The 13,288-nt window shown below is 60.3% G+C and carries 10 protein-coding genes; 6 read left to right on the top strand and 4 right to left on the bottom strand.

Annotated features, from left to right (window positions below; genetic code table 11):
- The 3 genes from JNL55_RS13195 to JNL55_RS13185 all read left to right on the top strand — a co-directional run.
- On the top strand, positions 1–727 hold a 727-nt coding region (locus tag JNL55_RS13195), incomplete at its 5' end, for an amidohydrolase family protein (RefSeq protein WP_293853623.1).
- 48 nt (positions 728–775) lie between these two features.
- Complete coding sequence (locus JNL55_RS13190) at positions 776–1,822, top strand: DUF1611 domain-containing protein (protein ID WP_293853620.1); 1,047 nt, start codon at positions 776–778, stop codon at positions 1,820–1,822.
- A gap of 18 nt (positions 1,823–1,840) precedes the next feature.
- Positions 1,841–3,532 (top strand): serine hydrolase domain-containing protein, encoded by a 1,692-nt coding sequence (locus JNL55_RS13185; protein ID WP_293853618.1) that lies wholly within the window; start codon positions 1,841–1,843, stop codon positions 3,530–3,532.
- Between the two features lie 6 nt (positions 3,533–3,538).
- Here the strand turns inward: JNL55_RS13185 and JNL55_RS13180 are convergent, their stop codons facing one another.
- Positions 3,539–4,795, bottom strand: coding sequence for an efflux RND transporter periplasmic adaptor subunit (locus tag JNL55_RS13180; RefSeq protein WP_293853616.1), 1,257 nt, complete (start codon positions 4,793–4,795; stop codon positions 3,539–3,541).
- A 267-nt stretch (positions 4,796–5,062) separates the two neighbouring features.
- Between JNL55_RS13180 and JNL55_RS13175 the strand changes: the two genes are divergently transcribed.
- The gene (locus JNL55_RS13175) at positions 5,063–7,855 is read left to right on the top strand and encodes a TonB-dependent receptor (protein ID WP_293853614.1); all 2,793 of its coding nucleotides are present in this window, start codon (positions 5,063–5,065) and stop codon (positions 7,853–7,855) included.
- Positions 7,856–7,866: 11 nt separating this feature from the next.
- Here JNL55_RS13175 and JNL55_RS13170 read toward each other — a convergent pair whose 3' ends face one another.
- The 3 genes from JNL55_RS13170 to JNL55_RS13160 all read right to left on the bottom strand — a co-directional run bounded on the left by JNL55_RS13170 (position 7,867) and on the right by JNL55_RS13160 (position 11,116).
- Positions 7,867–8,613 (bottom strand): FadR/GntR family transcriptional regulator, encoded by a 747-nt coding sequence (locus JNL55_RS13170; RefSeq protein WP_293853611.1) that lies wholly within the window; start codon positions 8,611–8,613, stop codon positions 7,867–7,869.
- 83 nt (positions 8,614–8,696) lie between these two features.
- A complete protein-coding gene (locus tag JNL55_RS13165) occupies positions 8,697–9,704 on the bottom strand; it encodes a glycoside hydrolase family 43 protein (protein ID WP_293853608.1) in 1,008 nt (335 codons plus the stop codon).
- Positions 9,701–11,116, bottom strand: a complete 1,416-nt coding sequence (locus JNL55_RS13160) for a sulfatase (RefSeq protein WP_293853606.1) — start codon at positions 11,114–11,116, stop codon at positions 9,701–9,703. The genes JNL55_RS13165 and JNL55_RS13160 overlap by 4 nt, the downstream gene beginning before the upstream one ends.
- Positions 11,117–11,206: 90 nt before the next feature.
- On the opposite strand from JNL55_RS13160, the gene JNL55_RS13155 reads away from it, so the two are divergent.
- Together JNL55_RS13155 and JNL55_RS13150 are read left to right on the top strand one after the other, a co-directional pair.
- Entirely contained in the window at positions 11,207–12,265 is a 1,059-nt protein-coding gene (locus JNL55_RS13155) for a glycoside hydrolase family 43 protein (protein WP_293853604.1), read from the top strand.
- A gap of 34 nt (positions 12,266–12,299) precedes the next feature.
- Positions 12,300–13,288, top strand: a 989-nt coding sequence (locus JNL55_RS13150) for a formylglycine-generating enzyme family protein (RefSeq protein ID WP_293853601.1), incomplete at its 3' end; no start/stop codon positions are given.

Below are 13,288 nucleotides of genomic sequence, written 5' to 3'. Positions count from 1 at the left end.
CGTTCACATCATGCATCTGAACAGCATGGGCATGTCTGCCTCGCCGGCATTGCTCAAACTGATTCACGGCGCTAGAGATCGCGGCCTGGACGTGAGCACCGAGACTTATCCGTGGGATGCGTCCTCCGACAGCATCCGAAGCGTCATGTTCGATCCCGGTTGGGAGCAGCGCTGGGGCGTTGGCCCGGAAGACTTGCAGTCGACCGCCACCGGCAAACGTCTCACGCGTGCGCAGTTCGACGCGCTTCGCACCGGCACCGATGACGACGGCGTGCTGATGCATATGAACACCGAGGAGACCATCGTCGCGTTGCTTCGTGACCCACTGATGATGGTGGTCAGCGACTCAGGAAATCTCGAAGCGGGAGACTACAGTCATCCGCGCACTGCCGGTTCGTTCGCTAGGGTCCTAGGACACTATGTGCGCGATGTGGGCGCGCTAACGCTCAGCCAGGCCATTGCGAAGATGAGTTTGAAGCCGGCGCAGCGCCTGGAAGCGTTCGTTCCGGCGATGAAAAGTAAAGGTCGTCTACAGGTAGGCGCGGATGCCGACATTGTCGTGTTCGATCCGAAGACGGTGCGCGAGCAGGCAACGTATCTGAAAGCCAAGCAATACTCGCAAGGCTTCCACTACGTCATGGTCAACGGCGTGCTGGTGGTCGATCGCGGCAAGCTGGTGGACAACGCGTTTCCCGGCGCGCCGGTGCAGGCTCGATACGATCACTAATCCGAGCCTTATTAGAACCAGATCAGTTTACGCGGGGATCGACAAATCATGTCAGCCGTTCCAGTTATCCATGCAGCTGCAGTCACGCGGATCCCGCAGCCGTACTTGCTGTTCCTGGGCAATGCCCACGAAACCACGTTCATGAAGACTGCGCTGGGTCTGCGCGACTGGGCGCGCGAACTTTGCGTCGGTGAGTATCGATGCGACTCCACTCCGATCAGCATTGGTTTGCCTTATATGGATCCAGCGACTGCTTATCGAGCGGGCGCGCGGTCTTTGGTCATTGGCGTTGCAAACATCGGCGGCATCATCGACCCGAGCTGGATCGACTATCTAGTGCGGGGGATGGAGGCGGGGCTGGATATCGTCAGTGGCGCGCACTCCAAACTGCGCGATTGTTCCCCTTTGCAGAAAGCCGCCGAGCGTACCGGCAGATCTTTGATCAACATCCGGGTGCCGCCGCAAGGGATTCCCGTAGCAACCGGGCGCAAGCGCAGCGGCAAGCGATTACTGACCGTGGGCACCGATTGTGCACTCGGGAAGAAATACACCGCACTTACCCTTCATCGCGAGCTGCGCAGTCGAGGAATCGACTCGGATTTTCGAGCCACGGGTCAGACTGGAATCTTGATCTCAGGGGCGGGTATTCCCATCGATGCGGTCGTCAGCGATTTCGTCGCGGGTGCAGCTGAGATGCTCAGTCCCGATGCGCCGGCGAATCATTGGGATGTCATCGAAGGGCAGGGCTCGGTGTTTCATCCTTCGTATGCGGGCGTTTCGTTGGGACTGCTGCATGGCTCGCAACCCGATGTCCTCGTGCTCTGTCATGAAGTGGGGCGGGATCGCATCGTCGGGCTCGAAGGCTATGCGACGCCGAGTCTGCCAGAGGCAATTGAACTCACGACCCGCTTGGCGCGCATGACCAACCCGAACGCACGTTGCGCCGGTGTATCACTGAACACCTCGCGATTGGATGAGTCCGCTGCGAGGCAGGTGCTCCGAGAAACTTCCGCGGCGTTGAAGTTACCAGTCGCGGACCCAGTGCGCGGCGGTCCCGAACTGGGCGAGTTGGTCGAGAGAATTTTGGGTCGTTAACAAGAATTGGGAGCGTCGATGCAACGTTTCAGGCGTGTCTCGGTGATGCTCGGTGGGTTGTCGATTCTGCTGGCGGGGCTGGGGGCTCACGGCGCCAGCCGGTCCGATGCCAAAGAGCACGAGCGCGTTGCTCAAGCGCTCAAGCAAATAAAGACGGTGCTGGCCGATTCCGATGCCGTGCCGGGAATCGCCGTCGGTATCTCGAATCGGGAACGGCTACTCGGCACGGTGCTGCATGGCTATGCGGATCTGAAAGCTCGCAAGCCAGTCACCGCAGAGACCAAGTTCGCGATCGGCTCGATCTCCAAGTCGTTTACGAGCGTGGTTTTGATGCAGATGGCGGATGCGGGAAAGTTCGATCCCGCCGTACCCGTCAGTCGCTACTTGCCGCAGCTTCGAGTGAACTCGGCGTTTCCGGAAATCACCGGCCATTCGTTGCTCAATCACACGTCCGGCTTACCCAACTACTTGGTGCATCTGTCTTCGATGCGCTATGCAATCTACGCGCTACGTGATTTTCAGCCGACCTATGCGCCCGGAACGCACTTTGCGTATTCGAACACGGGGTATCAATTGCTAGGCTATGTGACGGAGCGAATCGATGGCGATGCATTTGCATCGATTCTGGAGCGACGGCTACTCGCGCCCCTTGGGATGCGAGCGACAGTGCCGCAGATGGATGAGACCGTCCGGCCCTCGCTCGCCATCAGCTACGAACGCTCGCCGCAAGACGGCAGCTTCGTCGAAGCGAACTGGTTTCCATACATCGCGGCGGATGGCGGCATCGCGAGCACCGCGGGCGACATGGATGCTTTCGCGCGACTCCTGCTAAATCGCGGCGCCACGCCGAACGGGCGCATCATCTCCGAAGCAGCCTTCCAGAAAATCATCACATCGACTAGCGACGACGCGACTTATGGCTATGGCGTGCAGGTGTCCACAGCGCAGGGGCACACTGTGGTAGGCCACGGAGGGGCGATCTACGCTTTCAATAGTCACCTCGAAGCACATATCGATGAAGGCTTTGCGGTGACGATTCTGGGTAACGCCAGGCTGGATGGAGAAGTGATAGGGAAGATCGTCGGCATTGCTTCGAAGGCTGTGGGCGGTGACGGTAAACCCGGCGAGTTTCGGAAGTACGAGCGCCTGCCGGTGGAAGACGTCAACGACACATCCGCCTATGAAGGCACGTACCAAACGCAAGACGGCGGGCCGATCGTTTTCTCCAAAGCACCTGGCGGATTGAGCGTGCAACGAGCGGACGGTACGCGATTCAATCTCACCAGAGTGGGGCGAGACATTTACAGCAGCCGCCAGACAGGCGCATACCTATTCTTTGTCGATCCGAAGCAGGCTAGCGGTAGTGCGCAAGGCGTGTCCAACGGCGCGGCTTGGTACACAAAGCACAGCTCTGCTGGAGAGCAGGTCTCAGCGACACCTCCAGAGTATCGCGCGTACGTTGGGCGATACCGAAATCACGCCGATGAAGGGCCGGACGTACGAGTGTTCGTGCGCGGCGGTCGCCTCATGGTAGCGCCCTCCGGCAATGCGACGTTTAGTGAAGAGCTGGTAGCCGTCGGCCCCGGACTGTTTCGGCCCGCAGCTCCGGAGCACAGCCCCGAACGCTTTCAGTTCGACACGCTCGATGACGGCGTGACGCTACGCCTGCAGGCAACTGGTGTGCCGCTGTACCGAGTGGACATGCCCTGAGAATCATCAGCGATCCAGCTCGATACGATCGATGCGCTCGAAGCGGGTGTAGTCGGAGACGATCACCCGCTCGCCCGCGCGGAGGCCGGATAAGATCTCTACTTGTTCGATATTGCGCCGACCGATCTTGATGGCTCGGCGCTCGGCCGTGCGTCCATCCTCGCTCACCACGAACGCCCAGTTGCCACCCGTGTGTTGCAGGAAGGGGCCGGTGGGCAGCACCAGCGTGCGTGAATCGCCACCCAGCGCAATTTTTCCTTGCTGTGTTTGACCCGGGAGCAGGTCGCTGGGCATGGCGTCGATGAAGGCGAGGTCGACGCGAAACACACCGTTCTCGACGCGAGGATAAACTCGCGTCACACGCAATTGCCGATGAGTGGTTCCGGTCTCCACCGTGGCGATCTGATCGTTGCGTAGCCGGTTCAAGTAATACTCATCGACCTCAGCGGTCAATTTAAAGCCGGTGGCGGGCGTGATCTCACCCAGCCGCGCGCCCCGATTTCGGTTCTCGCCCACCTTGAGATCGATGGCGGTCATGCGGCCGGCTGCCGGCGCACGCACATTCAAAGCGTCGAGCTTACTGCGCGTGATCTCCACATCCTGGTGCAGCTTGTCGAGCTGGGCAGCGATCTGCGGTAGTTGTTGCACGCGAAGCGCATTCTGTTGTTCGTTACTGCGCTCCTGTAGAGGACGTAGCGTCTGCGCGTAGCGCAACTCGTCCTGGACCGCATCGAAGTTCTCGCGCGATTCAACGCCACGCTCGGCAAGATTGCCGCGACGCTGGGAGGAGCGGGTGAGTCGAGCGATGTTGTAATCGATCTCGGCCAGCGCCTTCTGATTGTTGAGATGATTCTGTTCCAGCTGCGTTTGGTACGCCTGCAATTGCACGATGGACTCGATCAAGCGTGCTTCCCGGTCGAGCACTGTGAGTTCCAGTTCCGTGTTGCTCAGTTCGATTAATTGTTGCCCGATTGTTACCGCATCGCCGGGCTGCACATGCACGTGCTCGACACGACCGCCTTCCAGTGCGTCCAGATAGATAGTTTCCAACGGCACCACCGTTGCTCGGAACGGGATGAAGTCGCGATACACGTCGTCGCTCACAGTCGCGATGCTGAGTCTCTCTTGCTCGGCACGCACGCTGCGTGCAGCGGGACCAAGCCAACTCATGAGCGCAACGAGCACACCGATGAGCGCGGGCACTGTCAGTGCCACATTGATCCAACGCCGCCGCCACCAGGGCAAAACGACGGGATGGTCCATGGAAGTCACGGCGGGGCGAGTCACGAGCGCCAGTTTAAGGGACTACGCAGATTCGTGAAATCTTGCGGGCATCAATGAGTTAGCTAATATTCGCAGCCCTCGAGCCGGCCCGACTGTGCGAATTCGGACAGCCAGTTACAAGCAGGTAACTAACGGCAAATCCAGTCAGCAGTTGACCATTTTTCAGTTTTATAATATTAATCCGCCAATAGACGCCACGCTGGATGTTCGGTGGCGTACAAGCGCAAAACTTGGAAAGGGGGGGATATGCGGTTCGACCTGTTCGCCGTCTCGGCCACGGCTGTGTTCATTGCCATGCCTGCCATTGCTCAAGAGAGTGGGCCGGCAGCACAAGATGTAGCTTCTTCTACGCAGGAAGCACCCTCGCAGGTGGAAGAGATCGTCGTCACCGGCGTGCGTCAGTCGCTGGAACGCGCGGCGGAGTTGAAGCGCGATGCCGTTGGCGTGGTCGATTCCATCGTCGCGACCGACATCGGCAAACTCCCTGATCCGACCGTTGCTGCAGCTTTGCAACGCGTGCCTGGCATCCAGGTGCAGAACGACCGTAACAACGAATTGTCGGGCGTCCGCATTCGCGGCCTGACCGACATCCTCACTACAGTGAACGGTCGCGAAGTGGTCACGACCACCGGTCGCGGCTTCGATCTTCAAGACGTGCCGGCCGAGGCGCTGGCCCGCATCGACGCGTACAAGTCGCAGACAGTGGACCAGATCGAGGGCGGCGTGGCTGGCGCGCTCGACCTGCGGCTCAATCGTCCCTTCAGCTTCAACGAGCCGACGGCGGTCATCACTGCTCGCGACAATTACGCCACGATCGCCGAAGCCCACAATCCGCAGTTCGGCATGCTCGCGGCCGGCACGACCGAAACCTCGATCGGAGAGATCGGCGCGCTGATCAACGCTACCTATTCGCGTGCCGAGAACATCCGCAGCGTGAGCAACCTGGGTGAGCGCCGCTATTCGGGCGTGTCGCCGCTCAACGTGCCCGGACTGCTGATTCCGCAGGTGTTACGAAACATGCCCGACGTGGGCGACATCGACCGCGCGCAAGCGAATGCGGCAGTTCAGTGGCAGGCGACACCGGAGCTGCAGGTCTATGCGGACGGTCTGTTCACCCATTTCCGCAGCACCACGGGCTTTGCCGGTTTCAACCCGCAGCCGTTTACCAATAACTCGCAGATCTCCGACATCACCGTCAGCGATTACTGCTTCGACGCTCGCGTCAACGCCAATGGCACCAACCCGACGCTGGTCAACAATGCCGACGGCACCGTGTCGTTGCAGCCGTTCACGGTGCAGCGTGTCTGCGAACTGAAGAGCGCGCGTTTCAACAACGTCGTGATCAATCAGAACTCTTCGTCGGAGGACATCACTCAGCGCAACAAGATGATCGCCAGCGGTTTCAATTTCGAACGCGGTGGCGCCAAGCTCAACTTCGATCTGGCGTATCAGACGTCGCGTTCGTTCCTGCAGAACTTCAATGCTGAAGTCGGGCAGCGCGTGCCGACCATCTTCGTGACATTGGATGACGATGACGGTCCGTCTTTCACCATCGATCCTTCGATTCCGTTGATCTCGACCAACTTGTCGTTGCGCAACTCGATCAACCAGAACTACACGCAGGCCGAGGGTGAGTTGCTCCAGGCGCGGCTCGACGGTGAGTTTGAGATGGGGGGGTTCTTCCAGAAGCTCAAGACCGGCATCCGCTATGCCAAGCGCGAGGCGTTATTCGAGCAGGTTCAACAGGCTAACACGGTCCAGTCGATCGGCTTCGGCAACATCGGCACTGCGAGTGAGGCGACCGCGCGACTGGTTTCCAGCCTGCCGTTGTCGTCGGACTTTCTCGCTGTCATCGGCGAGGCGCCGCGTCTCAACGGTGGTGCTGAGTTTCTCGGTGTGAATCCGGAGTATCTGCGCTCGGAGCGCGGACGTAACGAGTTGCGCGCTCTGTTCAATCTGCCGCTGCATCGGCCGGATTTCGATCCGACCAAACAGTTCAACGGCGAGGAGCCGACTTATGCGGCCTACGTCGAAGGCGGATATGAAATTCCGCTGGGCTCGTTGACGTTGGATGGCGTGATCGGCACGCGTGTAGTGAAGACCGACCGTACCATCGAGGGCTTCGAGCGTACCGGCACTACTTACACTCCGGTGCGAGTCAGTACCTCGGATGTCGACGTGTTGCCGGCGGCGACGGCGCGCTTGGTGTTCCCGAATTCGTTCCAGACGCGTTTGACGTACTCGCGCTCCATGCGGCGTCCGGATTTCTCGTCGCTGAATCCCACGGAATCGCTGACGCTGGTGGGCAACGTGTTCTTGCTCAACACCGGCACGCGCGGCAATCCGAATTTGAAGCCACAACAGTCGGACAGCGTCGACCTGACGGCCGAATACTATTTCGACAGCGGCTATGCGGCGGTGACCGGCTACTACCGCAAGATCAAGGATCGCGTCGTCACCGCGAACACTCAAGAGACCATCAACGGACTCAATTATTTGATGTCCAGCCCGCGGAACGTCGGCTCGGTGGACTTGCACGGTATCGAGGTCAGCGCGCAATACTTCTTCGACTTCCTGCCCGGTGCGTTCTCGGGCATCGGCGTGCAGGGTGCATTCACGCTGGCGGATTCGGAGATCAAGGGCGACGATCCGCTGGCGGGCAATCCTCTGGTCGGTGTGTCCAAGTACAACTACACGACCGGTCTGCTCTACGACAAGTTCGGTCTCAGCGGCCGGTTGATCTGGACCTATCGTTCCAAGTACATCAACGCGGATAACACCGGTAGCGTGGCATTGCGGCCGTTCGATGCGGATCGGGTCAACGAAGCCTACGTGCCGACGTTGCTGTCCTATGTTCGCCCGGCAGGTCGCCTCGACTTCAGCATCGGTTACGACATCAACGACTCGTTGCGAGTGGATGTGGGCGGCACCAACCTGCTGCGTAACAAGACCGCGATGTATTGGGGCAACGAGCGGGTGGTGTTCCAGTTGAACGGCGACGAGACGATTTACAGCGTCGGCGCTCGCATGAAGTTCTAGAGAGGGTTACGTCAGCGCCGCTTCTTGGGAGCGGCGCTCGACGCAATCTCCACGGTATTGATCAAGTCCAACACGTCGCCGACCAATTTCTTCATGGCGTTGCGGGCCTTGTCGGGCTGACGTTTCAGAATGGCCTGCTCGACCGCCGCGTGGTCCGGAATGCTGGCGGCATGGCCCTTGATGCGATTGGTGAATTGAATGGAACTGCGCAGGGCGGTCGCGACCACGTCCTGAAACTGCGCGAAGAAAGGATTCTTCGAGCCTTTGAGGACCGCGACATGAAACGCGATGTCGGCTTCGAGTGCGTCATCGGCACCGCCCTCGGCGGCTTTCATACGTTTCAGACCGGCACTAATGGCGGCGCGATCGCCGTCGTCGGCCAGCAACGCTGCCAGCGCTGCGGCCTCCGGCTCTATGGCAATGCGCAGCTGATTGAACTGCCGTAACAGTTCCACAGAAAACTTTCGATTCAACAACCAACGCAGCACATCGGTATCGAACAAATTCCAGGACGAGCTGGGTTGCACGATGGTGCCTTGGCGGGGGCGGGCGCTGACCAGTCCTTTGGCCGTGAGCATCTTCACCGCTTCACGCGTCACCGAGCGGCTCACGCCGTGTTGTTTGGCGAGTTCGGCTTCGGTGGGAAACGGACCGTTGTCGTAACGGCCTGTGACGATGGCGCGGCCCAATGCATCCAGCAGGCCGTGCGTCAGGTTGCGGCCCAGTTGTAATCTGAGATCCGAGGAAGTCGGATCCATCACGAACGCCCTGAGGTCAGGCTGTTGATCATATGAAACGACATTACCATCCAACCATGAGCGGTGCTAGAAGGCCTGGTCCGTCAGCGAGTTCCTGAAGGCACTGGCAGCGGTGTGCCTATGGGCAGCGGTGCGCCAAACTGCGGCCAGCCAGCTTCATTCCAAACGAAGCGCTGAATATGCGGAGCGCGTTTCGCTGTGCATTTCATGCCGGGTCCGGCATTGGCGTGATAGATGATCCAGGTTTCCTTGCCGTCCGGCGACGAGAAGAAGCCATTGTGTCCGGTTGCATAAACCCCGTTGGCGCTGTGAAGCACGGGCTGCGGCGACTTGCTCCACGCTGCAGCATCGAGCGGATCGGCACCGGGCGGTGCATGGAGCAGGCCCAGCGAATAGTCGTCCGACCAGCAGGCGCTCGCCGAATAGGTTAGAAACAAATCCCCGTTCGGCCCCGGCAAAAATTCCGGACCTTCGACGATTTGGCGACCGCCTCGTTGTTCCCAGGGTCGATCGGGGCGGGTCAGCACGCTTTCCGGGCCTGCGAGCGTCCAAGGATTTTCCATACGTGCGATCGCCAGAGCCGTGTCCGATTCGACGTAGGGCGAATATACAAAGTAGCGTTGGCCGGCATGATCGAACACGGTGCCATCGATTCCTGCGTGAGTCGTGTTGACTCGGCCGCGATCTATCCAGGTGCCGGTCATCGGATCGTCGGCATCGTTCTCCAGCACGAACACGGCGCGATGCGCGTCATCCTTGAAGCCACTCGCGGTCGCGGAGTAATAGATGAACCATTTGCCGTCGAGACGATGCAGTTCGGGAGCCCAGATGGAATGAGCATTGGGCCCCGTTGCGGGCGGGCGCCAGACGACCACGCTCGATGCTTGCTCCAGCTCAGCGATATTTTTGGTCCGCCACAGCGCGATTCGATCGCCCAGCGTGTGGGTGTAGTAATAGATCCCGTCGGCCTGAGTGATCCAAGGATCGGGGCCGGAAGGCAGCAGCGGATTGGTGTAGGTAGCGGGGCGGGGTGCAGCACATCCCGCCAGAATCGCTAGCGACGTTACCAATAGTGCTGCGTGCTGGTTCACTCGCGATAAAGAAGTTTGCCGCGCTGAGCATCTTCCGGCATGGGAACGAAATCGAGACGTTCGCCCTGTTGTACGCGCCAAGCGTCGAGTCGGCCGCGCAGATCCACTAGCGTGCGTGCGTAGGCGGGATCGCCCGCGAGATTGACCAGCTCGAACGGATCGTTGGCCAGGTCATAGAGTTCGTCGGCCGGTTTATCGCGATAGCGGCGTACCAGACGCGCGGCGGCGGGATCGGTCTCGGCGAGCTTCACCCACGTGTCCCAATAGTCGCGGCCGTCTTTGCCATTGCCTTCGCTGATGTGAGTTCCATACGTGATGTCGGGCCGCAGATTGGCGATGTATTTGAAGCGGGCAGTGCGGATCGCTCGCGAGGGGGCTCGGTTCATTTCGCCGTCGCCGGTGTGGGCGGCGAACGCGGCGTCGAGATGCTGAGTGGACTTACCTTCCAGCACCGCGGTGAAGCTGCGGCCATCGATGTCTTTGGGGGCTTCGCCGCCGCCGGCTTCGACCATCGTCGGCAGGACGTCGACGAGCGACACGATGGCGTCGTTCGAAGCGCTGCGAGGCGTGTGGCCGGGCCACGCTGCAATCAACGGCACGCGAATGCCGGCGTCGTAAAGCGACCACTTCGCTGCGGGAAACTGAGCACCCTGATCGGAAGTGAACATGAAGAGCGTGTTCTTCGCGTAGCCGAAGCGATCAAGCGCGGCACGCACGATGCCCACTTCGCGGTCCATCTGCGTGACGTCGGTGTAATAGCGGGCGAGGGCGGCACGCGTTTCCGGTGTGTCGACCATATACGGCTTCAGCGTCAGGTTCGCAGGCGTGTAGCCGTTGATTTCCGGCCAGTAGACGTGCGGCGAATGAGCTGCGACGACCAATGCCAGCGGCTGCTTGCGATCATGCGACTTCAGTAGTGCTTCGATGGCCGCGGTGCCCAGGTCGGTGTTCAGAACTTCTGGTTTACCTGGCGCATTGACGTTCGAGTTCGCGAGGTACTCGAAAGGAAAGCGCTCGCGCGGTCCAAAGTGCGTCTTGCCCGCAATCACGGTGCGATAACCCAGCGAGTTCAAATACTCCGGCCACGTGCGCAGCGACGACGAGACGACGCTGTGATTCGCGTGTGCGCCATTGCGCATCGGATAAGTGCCGGTAAAAAGCGCTGAGCGGGACGGCGCGCATGTCGGCGATGCCGCGAATGCGCGTTGGAAAGTCATGCCTTCGCGGGCCAGCTGGTCGAGATTCGGCGTGCGAACGTCCCGGTTGCCGTACGTGCCCACATCGTGCCAGCTCAGATCGTCGGCAATGAACAGCACTAGATTCGGCCGCTCCGCGGCGCCGGCAAAGCTGCAAATGAACAGCGCGAAAAGGGCAAACGCGCGCCGTGCCAGCGCTGCAGTCGTGTCAGTCATGAATGGCGTATCCCCGCTCCGGACCAGCTGCCAATATAGAGATTAGTATGATAAAAGGAAATCGGTTTCAGGGATTTATAAGATAAATACATGTTGGCCTCCGAACAGCGCTGCGTGACTGGGGTGGCGGGCCGGATTGGCCTGGTTTTCCTGGGTCTCTGGCTGCTCGGCGCCGGCCGAGTCGAGCCGCTGGCGGTCCACAATCCAGTGCTGAGGCAGAATTTTCCGGATCCGTTCCTGCTCGAAGCCGACGGTCGCTTCTATGCCTACGCCACCAACTCCGGCGGAGTGCGCGTGCAGGTTTCGTCCTCCGACGATCTTCAGCACTGGTCGGCGCCGACTGAGGGCCTCATGCGTTTGCCGGCGTGGGTGAATCCGAACAAGTCCGATGTGTGGGCTCCGGAGGTTCTGCGCATCGATTCGCGCTATGTCCTGTACTTCAGTGCTCGCTCCGCCAACGTCACTCGGCCCGATGGCGTCGGGCGCTTGTGTATCGGCACCGCCGTCAGCGCTCGGCCGGATCGGGATTTCGTTCCGCAAGACACGCCACTGATTTGCGATGAATTTCCGGAAGGCGTGATCGATGTGAGTCCGTTTCGGGATGGCGACCGGCGGTATCTTTATTACAAGAATGACGGCAACTGCTGCGGGCGGACGACTTGGATCTTGGCGCGCGAACTCGACGCAACTGGACTCGCAACGGTTGGCGAAACGACGCGGCTCGGCGTGAGCAATGACCAGCCGTGGGAAGGAAAAGTGATCGAGGCGCCCACCATGCTCGAGCGTGATGGCGCGTACTATCTGTTCTATTCAGCGAATGCGTACGACAAGGCAGATTATGCAGTCGGCTATGCTCGCTGCGACGGGCCGCTCGGGCCCTGCAAGGACGCCAGCACCCAACCGATGTTGAGGACCCCGGCGAAGTCCGTAAACTGGTTCGGTCCAGGGCATCAGTCGATCTTGCGAGTCCGGGGTCGTCTGGTGATGGCGTATCACGCATGGAATGTGTTGCCGGACGGCCAGCGGGACCGTTGCCGAGCGATGCATATCGATGAACTGAAGTGGACTGCAGCGGGTGAGCCGTTTGTTGAACCGGTCACCGGCGCGGCGGAGGAGTGGCGTTGCCCCGCCGGCCGAAGCCCTCCCTGAGTCAGAGGCCGGCTCGCGGCTCACGAGGAAACCTATGCTGTTGAAGAAAGAAGAGCGTCGTGTTGCTGAGAAGTCGTGGCAGCTAGCAGCGAGCGTTGCCGTGCTGTTCACGGCGCTGAGTCTCGCTGGTTGTGACAAAGCTGCCAAAGCGCCTAGCGAAGAATCCGTGGCATCGCCGACGAAGCCGACGAGCCGCGACGATTTCCAACCAACGGTTGCAAACGACGCGACACCGCCGGGCGAAGCTCCGCACGGCATGGTATGGATTCCGGGCGGCGAGTTCTCCATGGGAATCGCGCCGACGCCAGGCATGAATGACGTCGGCATGCAGGCGACCCACGACTCGCGTCCGATTCATCGGGTGCGCGTCGACGGATTCTGGATGGACGCAACTGAAGTCACCAACGCTCAGTTCGCGGAATTCGTGAAGGCGACGAAGTACGTCACCGTCAGTGAGCGTAAGCCCAAAGCCGAAGATTATCCCGGCGTGCCTGTGGAAGCGCTGGTCGCGGGCTCGGTCGTATTCTCACCTCCCGAGCATGCCGTCTCACTCAACGATCATTCGCAATGGTGGCGGTACGTGCCGGATGCGAACTGGCGTCACCCGCTTGGACCAGGCAGCAGCATCACAGGCAAGGAGCAGTTCCCTGTCGTGCATGTTGCTTATGAAGATGCGTTGGCCTACGCGCAGTGGGCAGGAAAGCGCTTGCCCACCGAAGCCGAATGGGAATTCGCAGCGCGCGGCGGACTCGCCGGCAAGTTGTATCCGTGGGGCGATGAGTTCACGCCGGAATCGAAATGGATGGCCAACACTCATCAAGGTCGCTTTCCCGATCACGACGCCGGCGAGGATCATCATCCCGGCATCGCAGCCGTCGCACAGTTTCCGCCGAACGGTTATGGGTTGTACGACGTTGGTGGCAATGTCTGGGAATGGGTCAGCGATTGGTATCGGCCCGACTACTACGCGCAGCTGGTCGCGTCCGGTGAGGTCGCTGGCAATCCTCGTGGACCCGACACCTC

The sequence above is a fragment of the Steroidobacter sp. genome (assembly GCF_016790065.1).
Lineage (GTDB): Bacteria > Pseudomonadota > Gammaproteobacteria > Steroidobacterales > Steroidobacteraceae > Steroidobacter.
The sequence above is the reverse complement of the archived record's forward strand: the minus strand, read 5'-3'. Positions and strand labels throughout refer to the sequence as shown.

Bases quoted from the DNA above. Each gene is read 5' to 3' on its own strand.
- JNL55_RS13190 (WP_293853620.1), top strand. From the start codon at position 776: ATGTCAGCCGTTCCAGTTATCCATGCAGCTGCAGTCACGCGGATCCCG.
- JNL55_RS13185 (WP_293853618.1), top strand. From the start codon at position 1,841: ATGCAACGTTTCAGGCGTGTCTCGGTGATGCTCGGTGGGTTGTCGATT.
- JNL55_RS13180 (WP_293853616.1), bottom strand. From the start codon at position 4,795: ATGGACCATCCCGTCGTTTTGCCCTGGTGGCGGCGGCGTTGGATCAAT.
- JNL55_RS13175 (WP_293853614.1), top strand. From the start codon at position 5,063: ATGCGGTTCGACCTGTTCGCCGTCTCGGCCACGGCTGTGTTCATTGCC.
- JNL55_RS13170 (WP_293853611.1), bottom strand. From the start codon at position 8,613: ATGGATCCGACTTCCTCGGATCTCAGATTACAACTGGGCCGCAACCTG.
- JNL55_RS13160 (WP_293853606.1), bottom strand. From the start codon at position 11,116: ATGACTGACACGACTGCAGCGCTGGCACGGCGCGCGTTTGCCCTTTTC.
- JNL55_RS13155 (WP_293853604.1), top strand. From the start codon at position 11,207: ATGTTGGCCTCCGAACAGCGCTGCGTGACTGGGGTGGCGGGCCGGATT.